This is a genomic window from Sulfitobacter mediterraneus (genome assembly GCF_003054325.1).
Classification (GTDB): domain Bacteria; phylum Pseudomonadota; class Alphaproteobacteria; order Rhodobacterales; family Rhodobacteraceae; genus Sulfitobacter; species Sulfitobacter mediterraneus.
Window position 1 is genome coordinate 66,839 of the sequence record NZ_QBKU01000002.1, and the last position, 17,642, is coordinate 84,480.

20 protein-coding genes and 2 tRNA genes are annotated in these 17,642 nt (G+C 56.6%); 11 read left to right on the plus strand and 11 right to left on the minus strand.

Features of this window, described 5'->3' with window-relative positions; all coding sequences use genetic code 11:
• Window positions 1–25 precede the first annotated feature (25 nt).
• Window positions 26–544 carry a hypothetical protein gene (locus C8N31_RS03395; protein WP_025049133.1) on the plus strand — a complete coding sequence of 173 codons (519 nt, stop codon included), beginning with the start codon at window positions 26–28 and terminating at the stop codon, window positions 542–544.
• A 43-nt stretch (window positions 545–587) separates the two neighbouring features.
• Here the strand turns inward: C8N31_RS03395 and C8N31_RS03400 are convergent, their stop codons facing one another.
• From C8N31_RS03400 to purM, 4 genes are all read right to left on the minus strand, one after another.
• The gene (locus C8N31_RS03400; protein ID WP_025049132.1) at window positions 588–941 is read right to left on the minus strand and encodes a RidA family protein; all 354 of its coding nucleotides are present in this window, start codon (window positions 939–941) and stop codon (window positions 588–590) included.
• 37 nt (window positions 942–978) lie between these two features.
• Complete coding sequence (rnd, locus tag C8N31_RS03405; RefSeq protein WP_025049131.1) at window positions 979–2,136, minus strand: ribonuclease D; 1,158 nt, start codon at window positions 2,134–2,136, stop codon at window positions 979–981.
• A gap of 75 nt (window positions 2,137–2,211) precedes the next feature.
• Complete coding sequence (purN, locus tag C8N31_RS03410) at window positions 2,212–2,808, minus strand: phosphoribosylglycinamide formyltransferase (RefSeq protein WP_025049130.1); 597 nt, start codon at window positions 2,806–2,808, stop codon at window positions 2,212–2,214.
• Window positions 2,805–3,851, minus strand: coding sequence for a phosphoribosylformylglycinamidine cyclo-ligase (gene purM, locus C8N31_RS03415; RefSeq protein ID WP_025049129.1), 1,047 nt, complete (start codon window positions 3,849–3,851; stop codon window positions 2,805–2,807). Before purM ends, purN begins: the two co-directional genes overlap by 4 nt.
• Before the next feature lie 116 nt (window positions 3,852–3,967).
• Between purM and C8N31_RS03420 the strand changes: the two genes are divergently transcribed.
• From C8N31_RS03420 to C8N31_RS03430, 3 genes are all read left to right on the plus strand, one after another.
• Window positions 3,968–4,044: transfer RNA gene (locus C8N31_RS03420), tRNA-Ile, on the plus strand.
• A 221-nt stretch (window positions 4,045–4,265) separates the two neighbouring features.
• Window positions 4,266–4,685: a hypothetical protein gene (locus C8N31_RS03425; protein WP_025049128.1), complete on the plus strand. Its 420-nt coding sequence runs from the start codon at window positions 4,266–4,268 to the stop codon at window positions 4,683–4,685.
• A 206-nt stretch (window positions 4,686–4,891) separates the two neighbouring features.
• Window positions 4,892–5,257 carry an eCIS core domain-containing protein gene (locus tag C8N31_RS03430; protein ID WP_025049127.1) on the plus strand — a complete coding sequence of 122 codons (366 nt, stop codon included), beginning with the start codon at window positions 4,892–4,894 and terminating at the stop codon, window positions 5,255–5,257.
• A 183-nt stretch (window positions 5,258–5,440) separates the two neighbouring features.
• On the opposite strand, the gene C8N31_RS03435 is transcribed toward C8N31_RS03430, so the two are convergent.
• The 4 genes from C8N31_RS03435 to C8N31_RS03450 form a co-directional block, all read right to left on the minus strand.
• The gene (locus tag C8N31_RS03435; protein WP_081785717.1) at window positions 5,441–7,381 is read right to left on the minus strand and encodes a methyl-accepting chemotaxis protein; all 1,941 of its coding nucleotides are present in this window, start codon (window positions 7,379–7,381) and stop codon (window positions 5,441–5,443) included.
• Window positions 7,382–7,423: 42 nt separating this feature from the next.
• Window positions 7,424–8,299: a phosphate/phosphite/phosphonate ABC transporter substrate-binding protein gene (locus C8N31_RS03440; RefSeq protein WP_025049125.1), complete on the minus strand. Its 876-nt coding sequence runs from the start codon at window positions 8,297–8,299 to the stop codon at window positions 7,424–7,426.
• Window positions 8,300–8,416: 117 nt separating this feature from the next.
• Complete coding sequence (locus C8N31_RS03445) at window positions 8,417–8,926, minus strand: DUF4442 domain-containing protein (RefSeq protein WP_231476861.1); 510 nt, start codon at window positions 8,924–8,926, stop codon at window positions 8,417–8,419.
• Window positions 8,927–8,947: 21 nt separating this feature from the next.
• Window positions 8,948–10,273 carry an ATP-binding protein gene (locus C8N31_RS03450; RefSeq protein WP_025049123.1) on the minus strand — a complete coding sequence of 442 codons (1,326 nt, stop codon included), beginning with the start codon at window positions 10,271–10,273 and terminating at the stop codon, window positions 8,948–8,950.
• A gap of 44 nt (window positions 10,274–10,317) precedes the next feature.
• Here C8N31_RS03450 and C8N31_RS03455 point away from each other — a divergent pair, with 44 nt between their 5' ends.
• The 6 genes from C8N31_RS03455 (at window position 10,318) to C8N31_RS03475 (ending at window position 15,283) form a co-directional block, all read left to right on the plus strand.
• Window positions 10,318–11,250 carry an MBL fold metallo-hydrolase gene (locus tag C8N31_RS03455; RefSeq protein WP_025049122.1) on the plus strand — a complete coding sequence of 311 codons (933 nt, stop codon included), beginning with the start codon at window positions 10,318–10,320 and terminating at the stop codon, window positions 11,248–11,250.
• A gap of 60 nt (window positions 11,251–11,310) precedes the next feature.
• Window positions 11,311–11,385 (plus strand) — tRNA-Asn (locus C8N31_RS03460).
• A gap of 441 nt (window positions 11,386–11,826) precedes the next feature.
• The gene (locus C8N31_RS03465; RefSeq protein WP_051544634.1) at window positions 11,827–13,890 is read left to right on the plus strand and encodes a DUF4214 domain-containing protein; all 2,064 of its coding nucleotides are present in this window, start codon (window positions 11,827–11,829) and stop codon (window positions 13,888–13,890) included.
• A gap of 162 nt (window positions 13,891–14,052) precedes the next feature.
• Entirely contained in the window at window positions 14,053–14,187 is a 135-nt protein-coding gene (locus tag C8N31_RS20620; RefSeq protein WP_259274278.1) for a hypothetical protein, read from the plus strand.
• 39 nt (window positions 14,188–14,226) lie between these two features.
• Complete coding sequence (locus tag C8N31_RS03470; protein WP_025049120.1) at window positions 14,227–14,553, plus strand: TfoX/Sxy family protein; 327 nt, start codon at window positions 14,227–14,229, stop codon at window positions 14,551–14,553.
• A gap of 190 nt (window positions 14,554–14,743) precedes the next feature.
• Window positions 14,744–15,283: a DUF2087 domain-containing protein gene (locus C8N31_RS03475; RefSeq protein ID WP_025049119.1), complete on the plus strand. Its 540-nt coding sequence runs from the start codon at window positions 14,744–14,746 to the stop codon at window positions 15,281–15,283.
• Window positions 15,284–15,449: 166 nt separating this feature from the next.
• Here C8N31_RS03475 and C8N31_RS20690 read toward each other — a convergent pair whose 3' ends face one another.
• Together C8N31_RS20690 and C8N31_RS03490 are read right to left on the minus strand one after the other, a co-directional pair.
• Window positions 15,450–15,545, minus strand: a complete 96-nt coding sequence (locus tag C8N31_RS20690; protein WP_107992344.1) for a nuclear transport factor 2 family protein — start codon at window positions 15,543–15,545, stop codon at window positions 15,450–15,452.
• 316 nt (window positions 15,546–15,861) lie between these two features.
• Window positions 15,862–16,695, minus strand: coding sequence for an alpha/beta fold hydrolase (locus C8N31_RS03490; protein ID WP_025049117.1), 834 nt, complete (start codon window positions 16,693–16,695; stop codon window positions 15,862–15,864).
• 93 nt (window positions 16,696–16,788) lie between these two features.
• Between C8N31_RS03490 and C8N31_RS03495 the strand changes: the two genes are divergently transcribed.
• Entirely contained in the window at window positions 16,789–17,073 is a 285-nt protein-coding gene (locus C8N31_RS03495) for an ArsR/SmtB family transcription factor (RefSeq protein WP_231476859.1), read from the plus strand.
• A gap of 115 nt (window positions 17,074–17,188) precedes the next feature.
• Here C8N31_RS03495 and ndk read toward each other — a convergent pair whose 3' ends face one another.
• Window positions 17,189–17,611 carry a nucleoside-diphosphate kinase gene (gene ndk, locus C8N31_RS03500; RefSeq protein ID WP_025049115.1) on the minus strand — a complete coding sequence of 141 codons (423 nt, stop codon included), beginning with the start codon at window positions 17,609–17,611 and terminating at the stop codon, window positions 17,189–17,191.
• Window positions 17,612–17,642: the final 31 nt, after the last annotated feature.

Sequence of the window (17,642 nt, forward strand, 5' to 3'; positions counted from 1 at the left end):
CAGTTCAAATTCCAAGGGCGACCTGATGCGCAAGACCCTCTCTTTGCTTCTCGCAACATCTCTGACATTGGCCGCCTGCGGCACGATCCGCGACAGCCGGGTCAACCCGTTCAACTGGTTCGGAAAATCGCGTTCCGAGCCAATTGAACAGGTAGAAAACACCAACCCCCTGATCCCTAAAACCGGCGGTTTGTTTGCCCGCGAACGCGAAGCTGACGATACCTACGCAGGCCGGCCTTTTGAACAGGTGACAGAACTGACAATCGAACGCATTCCGGGCGGCGCGATCATCCGCGCCACGGGGTTGGCAGCGCGGCAAGGCATCTATCAGGTGCGGCTGACGCCCGAAATTGACGCCGAAGAGCCCGTCGATGGCGTTCTGACCTATCGTTTGGAAGGGGTGCGCCCCAACAAACCGACCCCTGTTGGCGCCCGTGCCACGCGCGAAGTTGTCGCCGCCCGGCGGGTCACAGACCAAACCCTGCGCGGCGTGCGCAGCATTCGTGTCGAAGGTGTTGAAAACGCGCGTGTAATTCGCAGGTAATTGCGAACCGGCGTTTCGGTTCTTATCCGAAACGCCGCTTTGATCAGCCCGCAGCGGCAGCTGTCACAATAATCTCAACCGTGAAATCAGGATGGGCCAGCTTGGCCTCACCACACGCACGCGCCGGCGCTTGTCCCTCGGGGGACCATGCATCCCAAACGCCGTTCATCTCGGCAAAATCAGCCATATCGGCCAGCCAGATTACCGCCTGCAAAATGCGCGTCTTGTCCGACCCGACTTCCGCCAAAAGGCGATCAATCGCATCAAGGCAATCCTGTGTCTGCTGTGCCACGCTTGCGCCCGCTGTTCCGACCTGACCGGCCAGATAGATCGTGCCATTGTGCTCTACGATCTGGCTCATCCGGGTGTTGGTGTGATGCCGTTTGATCTCTGACATTGCTGTCTCCCCTTTGATTTTGTTGGTTGTTTCGTCCTCAGACCTCGACGACTTTCACATCGTTGCCCACCGCCGTCAGCGCAATTTCACCGTTGCACAAACGCAGCGCGTCATTGCCAAACACCTCACGCCGCCAGCCGTTTAGCGCTGGCAGATCACGCAGACCCGCCGCGATCCCATCCAGATCCGCCGCAGGTGCGATCAGCTTGGCCGCTACGCCTGCCTGTTCGGTTTTGGCTTTCAGCAAGACGCGCAGCAAATCGGCCAATGCCGGATTGACCTGCAATTTGTCACGGCTTCGATCCGGCTTGGGCAGATCCGCAGGCGGACAAGCAACCCCAGCCGCGATCCCTTTGAGGATGCCTTCCGCGATCTCACCTTTTCTGGCCTCGCGCAACAAAAGACGCGAGCGGCTCAATTCTTCGGTGTTCTTTGGTTTCAGGCTCGCCAGTTCGACCAGCGCATCGTCCTTGAACACCCGGTTGCGCGGAACATTACGCGTTTGTGCATATTCTTCACGAAATGCCGCCAGTTCCCGCACGATGCCCAGAAATTTGCCGGAATTTGTGCGTGTCTTAACCCGTTTCCAGGCCTCGCGCGGCTGCGTCACATAGGTGTCGGGATTTGTCAGTATCGCCAGCTCTTCTTGTACCCAACGCCCGCGACCGCTGTCTTCAAGTTTTTCTGCCAGAAATTCGTAGATTTGCCGCAAATGTGTAACATCCGCGAGAGCATAGGTTTTCTGCGCATCCGTCAGCGGACGCCGCGACCAGTCGGTAAACCGCGAGGTCTTGTCTACCCCGCCATTGGTGATCTTGCGCACCAGCGTTTCATAGCCGACCTGCTCACCAAACCCGCAAACCATCGCAGCCACCTGTGTGTCAAAAAGTGGCTCGGGGAAGACGCCTGCGTCGACGAAAAAGATCTCAAGATCCTGCCGCGCCGCGTGAAATACCTTGACCACCGACGTGTCGCGAAACAGCTCATACAGCGGCTCAAGCGAGATGTCCTTGGCCAACGGATCCATCAAAACCGCGTTGCTGTCATCGGTGCCCGGCATCGCCAACTGCACCAAACAAAGCTTGGAATAATACGTCCGTTCCCTCAAAAACTCTGTATCAACAGTGACATAGTCGTGTTTGGCAGCTTCGCTGCAAAAGGCAGCCAGATCGGCGGTCGTGGTGATGGTTTTCATGTATTCACTTCGAAAAAACGGGTTTGCAGGGCGCAGGTCCGTCATCGGTACATCAACTGCCGCCGCTTGGCCAGATCACCCCTGCAAGAAGACCGGGCTGCGGTCATCCGCGGCAAACCGGCGCAAGACCGCGGGGTAAAGCTGATGCTCCAGCGTCAAAACCCGCGCTGCCAATGTATCCGGCGTATCATCTTGGCTGATGTTGAGGCTGGCCTGCCCCAAAATTGGCCCGTCATCGAGCGCGGCTGTCACCTCATGCACGGTGCAACCATGCTGTGTATCCCCAGCCTCCAGCGCGCGGGCATGGGTGTGTAACCCTTTGTATTTGGGCAGCAAAGACGGGTGAATGTTGATCATTCGCCCGGCCCAATGGTCGGTAAATCCACCCGTAAGCTTGCGCATAAACCCGGCAAGGCAGATCATATCCGGGCTGTGCCGGTCGAGTGCAGAGTTCAGCGCTGCCTCAAAAGCGGGGCGATCGCCGGAAAAGGGGCGATGATCTACAACTTCGGTCGCAATCCCGCGTGCCCTTGCCCATGCAATTCCGCCCGCATCGGCATTGTTCGACAGCACGACACAGGCCCGCGCCGGGTGATCGCCGGTCATGTCCTCCACCAGCGCCCGCATGTTTGAGCCGCCGCCAGAGACAAAGATCGCAACCCGTTTGGTCAAAGCAAACTGCCCTTATAGCTGACCCCGCCACCTGCTGTGATCTGGCCGATCCGAATGGCGGCATGGCCATCGCTGGCAAAGGCCTGCGTTGCGGCCTCAACCTTGTCTGCGGGCACAACTGCGATCATGCCAAGACCGGAGTTAAAAGTCTTGAGCAATTCCGCCTCGGCCATTCCGCCCTGCGCGGCCAACCATTTGAACACCGGCGGCAAATCCCACGCAGACAGATCAATCTCTGCGCCAAGCCCGTCGGGTAGAACCCGCGGCAGGTTTTCCGTCAAGCCGCCGCCGGTGATATGGGCCAGCGCATTCACGCAATCATCGCGCAATGCGGCCACCGCCCCTTTGACATAAAGCTTGGTTGGCGTCAGCAGCGCCGCGCCAAGGGTGCCCTCGCCCCAAGGACAATCATCCCCCCAAGCCAGGCCGCTGACCTCAACGATCTTGCGCACAAGGCTATAGCCGTTGGAATGTACGCCATCGCTGGGAAGCCCAAGCAGCACATCACCCTCGGCCACATCCCGTGGCAGTTCCGCACCGCGTTCCATTGCGCCAACGGAAAATCCTGCCAGATCAAAATCGCCCGCATCATACATGCCCGGCATTTCCGCGGTTTCGCCGCCAATCAAGGCACAGCCAGACAAGGCGCAGCCCTCGGCGATGCCCTCGATGATCCGTGTCGCCTGATCCAGTTCGAGCTTGCCCGTTGCAAAATAGTCGAGGAAGAACAACGGCTCTGCCCCCTGACACACCAGATCGTTAACGCACATTGCGACCAGATCAATGCCGATGCCATCGACGTTGCCCGTGTCGATTGCGATGCGCAACTTGGTGCCAACACCGTCTGTGGCTGCAACCAGAACCGGATCGGTGAACCCTGCCCCCTTGAGATCAAAGAGCGCGCCAAAGCCACCAAGACCGGACATCACGCCGGGCCGCGCGGTGCGTTTGGCGGCCGGTTTGATCCGCTCCACCAATGCGTTGCCCGCATCAATATCAACGCCCGCATCGGCGTAGGTGATTCCGTTTTTGGGTGCTGACATGCTCTGGTCCCCTGGCAGTGAGATGTTGCGTTGTTGCGGGGTTAGTGCATCCCAACAAATGGTGCAACGGTAAGCCTTGACGAAAGCGCCGCACCCGCATACCCAAACGCCGTGGCGGGCCTGTAGCTCAATTGGTTAGAGCAGAGCGCTCATAACGCTTTGGTTGCGGGTTCAAGTCCTGCCGGGCCTACCATTTCCCCGCCTCTGACACATGTTTTTGCTTTTCCGATGCCTGCTGCGGCAACGTTCGGCTGGTGTGGATCTGTCGTGACTTTCCAACACAGAACAGCGCTGTGCCGGGCCTACACGTAAAAAAAGTGCCTTTTCCACCATTCCCGCATAAGGTGCAAAGCAAGTGATCAAGGTTCACTCAAAGGGGAGAGAGATTTGCCACCAATTAATTCAATTTTCAACATGGCTGTTGTTTCTATGATGGGTGGCGGCCCGGCACGTGAGGATCTTCGCAAAGGCGACCGCGGGCAGATCGACGCCAAGATTTCGCCGAACAATACTGCGACAGAAGATGCATACCTCGAATTCATTGTCGAAAATGGATCTGCAGCTGGCTTGGCTATGGCGCTCAAGGCGGGCCATTATGCTTTTGTGACAAAGCTTGACGGGTCGATTGTGGTTTGGCGTGTCAGGGGAGAAAAGGACACCGATCACTCCGCCTTGGGGTCGTTTTCCCCAGCGGTCTTGTTTGCTGGTGAAATATTCGTGAACGAAGACAACAAGATAGAAGAATGGAATAATAAATCAGGCGCTTACCATCCCAAAGCGGAATTGGCGGAGCAGGCCAAATTACCGATGTCCAAATTTGTGAAGTATAAATAGCAACGTGTACCTCCACCGCGACGAACATTTCAGGCTGTTCGAGCTTGGACCATTTGGACTCGTGAGCCGCGCCGGAAATGCACCCAATCTCTGTAACTCTGGCTTTTTAGGCGAGGATCACGCAAGATTTGCCATGTGACATCTATGTTTCTTGGCACCCAGCCAAAAGGTGCGCTTGTTCCAATTTGACCAACAGGAGATGGCGAATGGCCCCGAATGATAAAGACGCCCATAAAATTGCACATAACACTTCCGGTCTTCCCGACACCCTGAGGTTGGGCATGGAAGCCCTCTCCGGCATTGATTTGTCTTCTGTTCAGGTTCATCGCAACTCCCATTCGCCCGCCAAGATCGGGGCCAGCGCCTTTACCCGAGGGACAGATATTCACATTGGACCAGGTCAAGACAGACATTTGCCACACGAAGCATGGCACGTGGTGCAACAAAAACAAGGCCGGGTGCGCCCGAGCCTCGCCGCGGACAGCGGTGCGGCATCAGGGTCCGACGCGCAGCGGATCGAGGTCCGGGCGCAAATGGCTGCTAAGAACACCGAATCCTCGGATGCTGGATAAAATGGTTTTTCCGATGGGCCGCATTTCGGCCGATGCGGCTTAGATTTGAAAGGTGATCCTGCCCCAGAAAACGCTTTTTGGGGGTCGCTGCCAGCGCGTGACAGAGCCCTTGCCTCAGGCATTCAGGTCGCCAAAGAAATGCGGCCTCAGATTACCGCGAGCCATATCGCACTGCCCCTCCAACTAGGATGCAATCGCCAGATCCTCCGCGGGCCCATTCTTCGGGTCCGCCAGTTTGAAATGCGACACCGCATCAGACAGGGCATCGGTCTCGGTATTGAGGGCCTGGCTGGCGGCGGCGGTTTCTTCGAACATGGCCGCGTTTTGCTGGGTGACTTGGTCCAGCTGGGTCATCGCGTCATTCACTTCGTTCAAGCCAAGCGCTTGCTCTTTGGTTGACGTGGCGATGGAGGCGACAAGTTCGGTGATTTCCGAGATCGATGCCACGATGTCAGACAGGGACGTGCCTGTGGATTCGACCAACTCAACGCCCGTGTTCACCTGTGTTTCGCTTGCAAGGATCAGCTCGCTGATCTCCCGTGCCGCATCCGCCGATCGCTGGGCAAGGGCGCGCACTTCGGTGGCCACCACTGCAAAGCCGCGCCCTGCATCGCCAGCGCGGGCCGCTTCAACACCGGCATTTAGCGCAAGCAAATTGGTCTGAAACGCGATTTCGTCGATGACTTTGGTGATTTTTGAGATTTGATCCGAGGAAGATTTGATCTGGTCCATGGCAAGGATCGCGGATTGTGCGACCTCGCCGCTTTCATCTGCTTTGATCCGGGCCGATTGCGCCCGTTCATCGGCGTCTTGTGCGCGGCCAGAGGCCGAGTGCACCGATGCATTAAGCTCAGTGAGCGCGGCCGTTGTTTCCTCAAGGGTAGCGGCCTGCTTTTCGGTGCGTTGCGACAGATCATTGGCCCCGGAAGAGATCGCCGCAGTTTCACCTCGAATGGTCGAGGTCAACAATGCCACTGCTGATATCGCGGTTTGCAAGGTTTCAACCGTAGAGTTGAAATCCGAACGCAAGCCCTCATAGGGGCCTTCAAAAACAGCATCGATAGAGACGTTCAGATCGCCGCCCGACAAGCGTTTCAGGGCGTTTGCAAGCGTATCAACAACCCTGGCCTGTTGGTCCAAGATGGCCTGACGATCTGCGTCCGCCTGCGCCCGCATCGCGTCACGTTCCGCGGCACGCTCGGCCTCTTCGGCGCGGCGGCGTTCGGCCTCGGCGGCCTCTGCATCAGCGCGGCGTTGCTCGGCCTCGGTTTTGGCAATGCGGCGTGCCTTTTCTTCTGCCTCGTCCTGCGCTGCACGGGCCGCTGCGGTGCGTTGCATGTCGCGGGCTTTGACCACGGTGTCCCGAAACATGTCGATGGCTTTGCCCAATTTGCCAATTTCGTCTTTTCGTCTGGCCATTTTGGGGCGTTCAAAATCGGTTTCTTCGTTGGTGATCTTTTCGATCAACTTCGCACTGATCGACAATGGGCCGCCAACCATAAACACCGTCACAGCATTGACAGCGACGGCCGCCAAAACCGCTGCAATAGCCGCAAAACGGATCGAAGCGTTGATCGTGCTGCCCCGCAGGTCATCAGACAATGTCGTCAACATTTTGGCCTTTTGGGCCGTCAGTTCATCGATGTTCTGTTTGAGAGCCACAATCGGGGCGTAGCTGCGGGTGACGATCACTGTGCCAAAATCGGTGCCATCTGCGGCCACCGTTGCGGTGACAGCACGGGTTTCCACATCAGTTGGCACGGTTCCGCCCTGAGCCAATTCAACACCATCCACAGTGTTGAACGCAACATGGACCACAGAGGGGTCCACCAAGACCGCCGCGATGATTTTATCCAGCATCTCCGCATTGTAGGAGGCCAGGGCATCGCCGCTCACAGAGATCAACAAATCAATGATAAACTGCAGCTTGATCTCTGCATCATTTTCGGCGCTGGCAATTTTTGTTTCACCCAATTGCGTGACCATGGTCAGGCTTTCGTGTCCGAAAGTGCCCAACGCATCGGTTTGCCGCGAAATGTTGGTTGTGGTGACCAACCCAAGAATGCCGATACACAGCAGCCCGACAATCACCGCAAGCTTGATGGATACGCTCAATCTAGACATCAGACACCTTCGTGAAGTTGCTTTTCGCAGCAGTTTTTGGGATCAGTTGCTGGCCGCAGGCAGCATGCCAACCGCGCTCAACGCATCAATGATGCCCGACAGGTCTTGCGGCGCGGCAAAACCCTGCACACGGGCCGCATCCAGTGCCGGTGTGCCCTCAGCCAGTTTGATCAGCGCTTCACGCATCCGGCTCACGTTTTGCGGATCATATTGGGTATGCGCAAAGACCATCCATTCAGGGTATAGGATCGTTGTATGGGCATGGGGGAAACCGGCGGTTTCTTTGCGATCCACAATGATCACATCACCCTCGGAAATCTCGCCGCGTGCAATCATGTCATCTACCATACCGGTGCGCACAAATCCCGCGTCGAATGCACCCCTTGCGACCAAATTGACGATATCTTTTTGGTTTTTCGCAACCGCATGGTGGCCAAAATCATCCGGGGATGTGACACCAAAGCCAAGCAAATAATGGGTTTGGAAAATGAAGCCGCCCGCCGCGGTGTTCTTGAGCGTCATCACCTTCTTGCCTTTGAGATCGGCCGCTGTTGCAATCCCGGCATTGGGATTGGCAACGATGACGCCGCCAAATTGTTGGCCGCTTTTCTTCACCACACTCGCCACCGCTTGCGCCTGCATCCCGGTCGTTGCAAGTGCCGCCTGAACCGGATTCCCAATCACAACATCCAGTGCGCCATTATCCAACTGATCCAATATGTTACCGGCATTCAGGGCAATCAGAACCACGTCCTCCCCCAGCAGCGCCTCAAGCTCTTGCGCCACGGGCGACCATTGCTTCATCGCCGTTGCCTCCCCCGTGGGGGACATCACCCCGAGCCGGACTGTGGCCTCAGCTGCCGTTGGAAAAAGAAAGGGCAAGCACAGCAATGCAAGAGAGAGAACAGACAGTTTCATGGCAAATTCCTTTGATGTTCAAGCCGCAGAGAGCCCTTGGCCGTGGTCAGTCACCGCGTACCTATCGCCCCTGTCCTAATGGGCGATTAACATCAGTCAGAATGAGCCGAAGCGCCGTTACCGTTTGGCGCTCACGTACCAGTTCACCGTCATCTCAACCACGGTGTCGCCAGCGCTGTCTTGGATATCGACCGTAACATCAAAAGCAACCTTGCCGGATTCCTTGATCGTCGCCATCAGATCCGCACCCGAAGCGGAGGTTTTCGCAAAAGCCGTCAACGTCCCGATGGCCACTTTCTTGAAGGCAATTTGCCCGGTCGCGGCGACGGGGCGCATCTCAAGGATCACAGGTGCCAAAGCGCCAGCCACCGCCGCGCCAGAGGCCGCCTCGCCCAAGGTGAACATCGCCCCCGCATGCATGCTGTCAATGTGGTTGGACACCTCTTTGCGCTGCTCTAGCTCAGCGCTGCCAACACCGTCGCCAACCTCTAGCAATTTAACGCCCACATGATTGGCAAATGGCACGGCGGTGCCAAGGTGGGCTTTGATCATCTCATAGGGGTTCATGGCAGGCTCCTGACTTGGGTTGACGATACCCTGCAAACCACTGCGATCAAAAGCAATCATGCCGCTGGGTCACTTGCCCGATTACCGGGCGATCACAATGTCCGCCCGAAGCCCGCCCATCCGAGAGGATTCGCCCAACCGCAGCACACCGCCATGCGCCCGCGCAATATCTGTGGCTATCGCCAAGCCCAAGCCGACACCGCCGCCTTTGTCCTGATTTCGCGCCGGATCCAGACGGGTAAAGGCGCGGGTCGCCTCGGCGCGGCGGTTTTCGGGGATGCCCGGCCCGTCATCCTCAACCCGGATGCGCAATGTCTTGTCACTCAACATCACAGAGACCTCGGCCCGCGCCCCGTAACGCACGGCATTTGCGATCAAATTGTCCACGGCCCGCCGCATCGCCACCGCTCGCAGCATGACCATACCAGAGCCGTCGCCTTCGGGCGGCAACAAGGTCACATCGCGCCCTGCCCTGCGGGCCTCATCCACCAGATCCGCAATCATCTTGCGCGGCGCCACGGCCTCTGGCGCGCCCTCGCCCGCACCTTTGGCAAAGTTGAGGAATTCATCCAACATGCGCTGCATGTCATCCACATCCTGCAAAAGCGGCGCGGCTTCGTCCTCATCCAGCATCGACAGCTCCAGACGCATCCGGGTGAGCGGCGTGCGCAGGTCATGGCTGACCCCGGACAACATCAAGGTGCGCTGTTCGATCTGCCGCTCGATCCGCGCCCGCATATCCACAAAGGCCGCGCCCGCGCTGCGCACCTCAACCGCGCCAGCCGGCGTATAGGGCAGATGCCGCCCCCGGCCAAACGCCTCTGCCGCGCGAGCCAATCGGCGAATGGGGCGCAGTTGATTGCGCAAGTAGACCGAGGCGATGAAGGTCATCAATACCCCGAAAAACAATGTATAAACAAATAATTGGTGCGGATTTGAGGCCGACACCCGCCGCCGATCGAACCCGACACGCACCGGCCCTTTGCCACTGCCCAGATACAAAAGCACCTGATTGTCCTGCGTCAAATCCACCGCCCGGTAATCGGGCAGTTCTGCACGCAACTTTCGGTCCAGAACCCGGCCAGAATAATCATACCACACCATTTGGCTTTGATCCGGGATCGCATCCCGAGCCACCGCTTGGACATCCATGTCCAACAGCCCGACCTCTGCCGCGACGCGGGCGGGGATGGCGCGGCGGTCTTCGGCCTCTTCCACCACCTGCATCACCATGGCCAGCTCGCGCATCATTGCGGTGGTCATTTGTTGGGTGACCCCCTCAAAATGCCGCTGGGCAAAGACCACAGTGACCACCAGCTGTACAAAGACAACCGGCAACATCAGGATCAGCGCCGCACGTCCGTAGATGCCGCGCGGCATATATCGTTTGAGCCAGACAAAGAACATGCATAGACCTTAGCCAGCCCCCCGCCCCTGTGAAAGGTGAAACCATGCAAGCCCCTGATAACTTTGATCCGCCCATTGGCGTCGCCGAAACGCTTGAGCCCGGCTTGCGGCGGATCGTGGCCCCCAACCCCTCACCGATGACCTATCGCGGCACCAATACATATGTGCTGGGCACCGGCGGTCTGGCGGTGATCGACCCCGGCCCCGATGACCCCGCGCATCTTACGGCAATTCTGGATACCGTTGGCGAGCCACAGCATATCAGCCACATCATTGTCACCCACAGCCACCTCGACCATTCGCCGCTGGCGCGGCCCTTGGCGCAAGCTAGCGGCGCACCCGTGTTGGCGTTTGGCAGCGCCGAGGCAGGCCGCTCACCTATCATGCAAGACCTCGCCCGCAGCGGTCTGATGGGCGGCGGCGAAGGCATCGACAGCGCCTTTTCCCCCGACGTCACACTGGCTGATGGCGAACAGGTCACAGGCGATGGCTGGACACTTGAGGCGCTGCACACCCCCGGCCACATTGGCAATCACCTGTCACTGGTTTGGAATGATGCCTGCTTTACCGCCGATCACGTGATGGGCTGGGCCTCCTCATTGGTCTCGCCCCCTGATGGCGACCTGACGGATTTCATGGCCTCCTGCGCACGGCTCGCAGCGCGGGACTGGCGGGTGTTCTATCCCGGCCACGGGGCTGCCATTGATGATCCGGCAGCACGGCTGAACTGGTTGATCGTCCATCGCCGAACGCGCGAGGCCTCGATCCTGGCGGAGCTGGCAAATGGCCCCGCCACCGCAGCCACCCTCGCCGCCCGGATCTACGCCGACACGCCCCCCGCACTATTGGGGGCCGCCACCCGCAATGTTCTGGCGCACCTCATTGATCTTACGGGAAAATCCATCGCATCGCCGGTTGGAGGCCTACACGCCGAAGCCGCGTTCACGACCCATTTGGATCCACCCGAAAAAAAGTGAAAAAATGCCCGAAAACCCTCTGGACGCCCCAGATTCTCGCGGCTATACGGTGCAGACCGTTCCGACGTAGCTCAGCGGTAGAGCAGTTGACTGTTAATCAATTGGTCGTAGGTTCGATCCCTACCGTCGGAGCCAAAAGTTTCAAAGGGCCTAGCATGTGAATGCTGGGCCCTTACTTTTTGCGCCATCGCAATTTCCCAGAATCCAATTTGCTACCGAACAGAAAATGAGACCATTCGTCCTGAAATTCGGAAGGTTGGTGGACTAAGTCCATTATTTCGATTCGGGCATCCAGCCCAACGGAATCGCACCATTGTCCCGATCGGCGAAACAAACCGAACGCAGGAAAAATATTGTTCCTTGGATTCACTAGGATTTGCGCCTGCGCTGCCACATTTCCCCTAAATGAGCTAATTTCCTTGAGGGATGAACGCTCTTTCGGGCAGTTTGTTGTTGAGGGTCGGGGGACTTTCAACTTGAACGCAGAATGCTTCGGTTGGGTTAATTTTAGGGTTTTTGATGCCTAGACTTACCCTTACGGGATCTTCTGCGACCGGCTCTTTCGTTGCCAAGAGCATGTTTGGCGCCAATGCTGTTTTTGAACGCACCGAGGATGGCGCGCCGGGCGAGGCCTACTCATCGGCCGCAACCAACCTTGGTGTCACATCCGTGCGTTTCGGCGGCGGACAAAGCGATTTACCACCCACCAGATTGCATGAAGACGGCGAAACCCCTGTCGATGGTGACGACTGGATCAACATCGTAACGATGCCGGATGGCAATTTGCGCACCGAGGTTGTGAACTTCTTTGAATGGTGCAGCGCAGGCGGCCATGCAGGCCCCGACGCTGATCCGATTTGCGCGGTTCTGGTGATCCCGACCAAACATCTCAGCACCGAAGACTATGCCGGATTTTCCGATGACATCGCTGCCTTTGTCGAAACCGTGATGGGCCAGTATGGCCATTTGATCGAAGCGTTCCAGATCGGCAATGAATATTGGGATATCGGCGAGACGGCCTATGGGCAGCGTGCCTCTATCGCGGCCGAAGCGGTTGAAACCGGCATGAATGCAGCCGGGATCGCCCAAGAGGAACAACCGTCGATCATTGTGCAGATGGCCACAGCCGGCAACGCCGGATCAGAGTTTGAAGCCACACCCGGCGTCAATGATTTTCGCCAGCGCAACGATGACGCCAACCAGCAAATTATTGACCAGCTCAGCGATGCAGCCCGCGGTGCGATTGATGGCGTGACGGAGCACTACTACTACAACAAAAAGCACTACGAATTTGGCACCCATTCCAACGAAGTGAACTTTATCGATCGGGATTTTGATATCTGGTCAGACGCTTTTGACAAGGATCTGGATCTGCACATCACCGAATGGAACGTGCGGACAACGACCACCGACCAGCATGGGTTTGTCGCCGGATCTACCCTGATCAAACAATTCTCGAATATGATCGAACTTGGCGTGGATGCGGCCAATATCTGGGCTTTGGACTATCATTCCAGAACCGCATTAACGCTAGATACAGATGGCGGCGCGATAACCGACAATCAGGGCCGGATGATTAATTCCTCTCAAGCGGCGGCGTTTGATTTGATGGCCGGTTCCATTGCGGGCAAAGAGCTGATTTCCTTTGATTTTGACCAAACGTTCCCGCAGATTTCGGTCACGGCTTACGGTGATCAGGACACAACTGTGCTTTATGTCTCTTCCCGCACATTGGAGAGCATAGATGTAACGCTGGACCTGTCGCAACTCTTTGCAAATGCCGCCTCCTTCAGCGGCGTGAAAGTGTCCCTTGATACCAGCACCACCAACGGCTTGCAGTGGGACAACGGCATCGCAGCTGACGGCATCACCATCGACGGAAATCCCTATTTCTACAATGAGCACGACGCAGATGTGTTGTTCACCGATGTTACCTATGCGGATGCCAGCGGCATCACCTTTGATCTCAAACCATTTGAGTTCCTTGAACTGACAATTGAAACCCCGCCCGCCCCCGTTCAGCTGGCCAAATTTATCGGCAGCGAGGATGACGATCTGATCATCTATGACGACCTGCTGGGCGAAGCCGAAGGCGGCGGCGGTTTGGACAGTCTTTTGGTGGCCGGAGAGCGCAGCAATGTAACGGTCGCACAACACGATGATGGCCATATCGCGTTTTCCCACGCCGACACCCCTCATGATCTCAAGCTGGACGGAGTTGAGCGGATCCAGTTCGACGATGGCGCCATCGCCTTTGATATCGAAGGCAACGGTGGTCAGGCCTACCGTCTGTATCAAGCCAGCTTTGACCGTATCCCCGATGAGGCCGGCCTTGGATTCTGGATCGGGCAACTGGATGGCGGCGCGTTGTCCCTCAACCAGATCGCGCAGTATTTTATCGAATCCGATGAATTCACCCAGGTCCACGGCGACAACGACATATTGAATGACGCGCAATATCTCGATCTTTTGTATCAAAACGTGCTTGATCGGATGCCCGATCAGGCGGGCTATAATTTCTGGAGCACTCAACAACAAAACGGCCTGACACGGGCCGAAATGTTGACCTACTTTTCCGAAAGCGACGAGGTTAAAACCAACGTTTCCGCCGCCGTTGAAGATGGCATCTGGTTTATCTGATCAGGTCGCTCAATTCTTACAAAAACTGTTGTAAACATGGGGTTTTCGGCAAGAAATTGCCCTTATTCGGCCCCCTTCCAGCCCCTGCACCGGCATGCTTTTCTGCCATCCTTGCCTCAGGCGCGGACGATTCCCGTCCCCCATTGAGCAAGGAGCAGATCAATGATCCGTCCAGAACCAAAGAAAGACCAACAGGCCGAAACCCATCAGACCCAAACACCGGAGCCGCAAGCCGCCGCACACCAAAGCCCAGACCAGCAGCCCACGCCGCTGATCACCGATTACGCCAGCCTTTGAAGCGTGACAGCCCCGCCTGCGCGGATTAAACACAGGGGTATGTCTACGCCCGTTTCATCCTTGCGCAACCTTGGCCCTGCATTTGAGGCCAGCTGTACCAAGGCGGGCATTCACAGCGCCGAAGACCTGCGCGAACTGGGCGCTGATGCGGCCTATGCCAAGCTGCTGGCCAACGGCACGCGCCCGCATTTCATCGGCTATTACGTATTGGTGATGGCGCTTCAGGGCCGCCCATGGAATGACTGCAAAGGCGCCGAGAAAAAGGCCCTGCGCGTGACATTCGACGCGATCAAAACGGCGAGCTTTGATCCTAAGACCTCTGAATTTGAACGCATGATGAATGTGATCGGTATCCGCGAAGGATAACCCGCCCCTGCCCCTTGCCGCCTGCCCGCTCATGGCCTAGAACTGACTTCGGTTGGCAGTCACCAAGGCGTCGCTGTCCCTGCAAGGGGAAGCTAAAGCTGCCATGATCAGACAGCATTCGACATTTTGTCAGGTGCCCGTCGTAAGTCAGCGACCAACGACATTTCCCGTGGCACCATGAGGACATGACATGTCGAAAGACCTTATTCCGCTGCGCATCGCGGATATCTCCAGCTTTGCCCGCCATTTGAACGGGCAGCTGAAAACCCAAACCGAAACACCATCGCATCTGAGCCTGATGAACATGCTGGCCCGCGCCGCTGGTTTTCGGAATTTCCAACATCTTCGGGCGGCGCAGACCGCGCAAACCCGGTTGGATGTCCCACAGGATACCACCCTTGATTTCAAACTGGTGGAGCGGACACTGAACCAGTTTGACGATCTGGGCCGGTTGCGCCAATGGCCCGCAAAACGCAGCGTGCAGGAACTGTGCATTTGGGTGTTCTGGTCCCTTTTGCCCGCGCAAACCACCTTGCAGGAACGGGATGTGAATGGTCACCTGAACCAAGCCCATCTGTTCGACGACGCCGCCATCCTGCGCCGCAGCCTTGTGGGCATGGGGCTGGTGGAACGCAACCTTGACGGCACGGACTATCGCCGGATCGAACAATCGCCGCCCCCCGAGGCCCGCGAGATAATCCGCAGAGTGCAAGGGCGGCGGCAGGGCTAAAGAGATTGGCTTGGGCCGTTGAATTGTCACTGGATGGGAGTTCAACGGCCTATCGGCGGAAATGGTTGAATGTCGGGTTTGGGGATGGAGCGAGCTTTCGCTGCGAATGCTCCAATGGCAGCTTTGATAGGTCGCTTCAAATTTGATTACTTAAATCTTACTCAGTTCAGATTTGGTCGACAACTTTCTCAAGACACCAGACTTTTGAGACGATCTTCCAGCCTTTTGCACCTTTCACCATACTGAGATGATCCTGATACACATCCTACCGTGCTCTAATGCGCAGCTTGACGACTGCACTCACGTTCGACAACCAGTCCACAAAAAGAAGCTTGCTGTCAGGCTGCTGGCCTAGGTTAAATGGCGACGTCGGTTCAAGTTGACCGATATCGTTAATGAACAAACCACACGGTTTCCCAAAAAAATCACCTTTCTCGCCATCAAATAAACAGGCGTCACCATGAAAGGCGGCGGTGATCTTTTCTTTGTCACAAAAAACAGACCGTCCAGATAAAGTTGGATCACTTCAAATAGATCTGTGCCCCGCAACATCCCGGTCCTCCTTGGGGCTGGACATTTCATTGACCAATTGGTTTGCGCTGCGCTATTTGCGCCATCACCGCCGCTACGATTGCTTCGGGCCGATCCTCTTGCACCAGGTGTCCTGCATTTTCGACGGGAGTGCAGGGAAACCCTGATAGTGTGGATGCGAGCTCTTCCCCTTTTTCGTAGGGAATCCATGCGTCCTCTTTTCCCCAAAGAACCTGAACAGGGCAGTCCATCTTGTCGTAGAGGCCTTGGACCTCATCGGTGAACGTCTGATCCATTTGGGCAATTTGCCGATAGAAAGCGGGCTGTCCAACGGGGCCAAGCCATGGTGCACTGTAAAGTTCAATGACGTCCGCAGAGAGGGGGTTGTGTGCCGCGGTTTGCAAATACGCCGCCAAAAGGGCGCGGTGCATGTAATCTGGCATCCCAGAAAACGCTGCTTCGTGTTCGCGAACGTGCTGAACGAACGGAGAACCCCAAGGGGCCAGCGCGACCGCATCAAATACAGTCAGCGACCCGTAACGCAACCCGTTAAGATAGTACCCGCGCAAAGCCGTGGCTCCGCCAAAATCATGGGCAAGGACATCGGGGCGGCGCAAGCCCCATTCGTTGATCAGACCCACCAAGACCTTGTTCTGTACGGCTAATGATACGTCCTGCCCCTCGCGCATCTCGGATTGCCCGTATCCTGCCAGATCAAAGAAATAGACCGTGCGATACTGCGCCAAATACGGGACAATTCTGCGCCAAACTTGCGACGAAAAGGGCGTTCCATGTATGGTAACCAAGGGTGGTCCATCTCCAAGCTGTCCCCATCTTATTGCATTGCCATTGATGATCGATGTGTTTGGTAAATCTAACATTTTCTCGAATCATATTGTCATTTCGCTATGTGACAATATGATGGTGAAATGGATAGATCAATACAGATTAAAGCAATGTCGAGTGAGGTCAGGATGACGATCCTCCAACTTCTGGCAGATCCTCAGCAGCGTTTCGGGCATCAATGGTCAGCTGACCCAGTTGCTTTCGGCGTGTGCATGACCATGATTGCAGAGGAAATTGCAGTCGCTCAACCCACTGCTAGCCGGCATCTGGATATTCTCCGACAGGCCGGATTCATCACCGTTCAGAAGCACCAGAAGTGGTCATATTGCAGACGCGATGAACTGGCGATCAAAGATTATTTGACATGGTTGGGCAAAGAACTGGCTCCAAAAAATACTACAATCAAGCAGTAAGGTGATGTTCATGCATTGCGCAGCATTAATCAAAACGGGCTCACAGCCGACATCCCACAAAAAAAGGGCCGCATCGCTGCGACCCTTTTAATCATTATCTGAAAAATCAGCAGGCTTAGCCCACCAACTCCAGACCGGAGAAGAAATACGCGATTTCAACTGCGGCTGTTTCCGGCGCATCAGAACCGTGAACGGAGTTTTCGCCAACGCTTTCAGCGAACTCGGCGCGGATGGTACCGGCGGCGGCGTCTGCTGGGTTGGTTGCGCCCATGACTTCGCGGTTTTTCGCGATGGCATTTTCGCCTTCCAGGACCTGAGCAACGATTGGCGCGGAGGCCATGAATTCACACAATTCGCCGTAGAATGGACGCTCGGCGTGTACTTTGTAGAACTCGCCCGCCTGTGCCATTGTCAGGTGGATACGCTTGGATGCGACAACGCGCAGACCTGCGTCTTCGAATTTCTTGACGATTGCGCCGGTCAGGTTGCGCTTGGTTGCATCTGGTTTGATGATCGAGAATGTACGCTCAAGGGCCATTTGGCTTGCTCCTTTGGGGTGTGAATTTGGC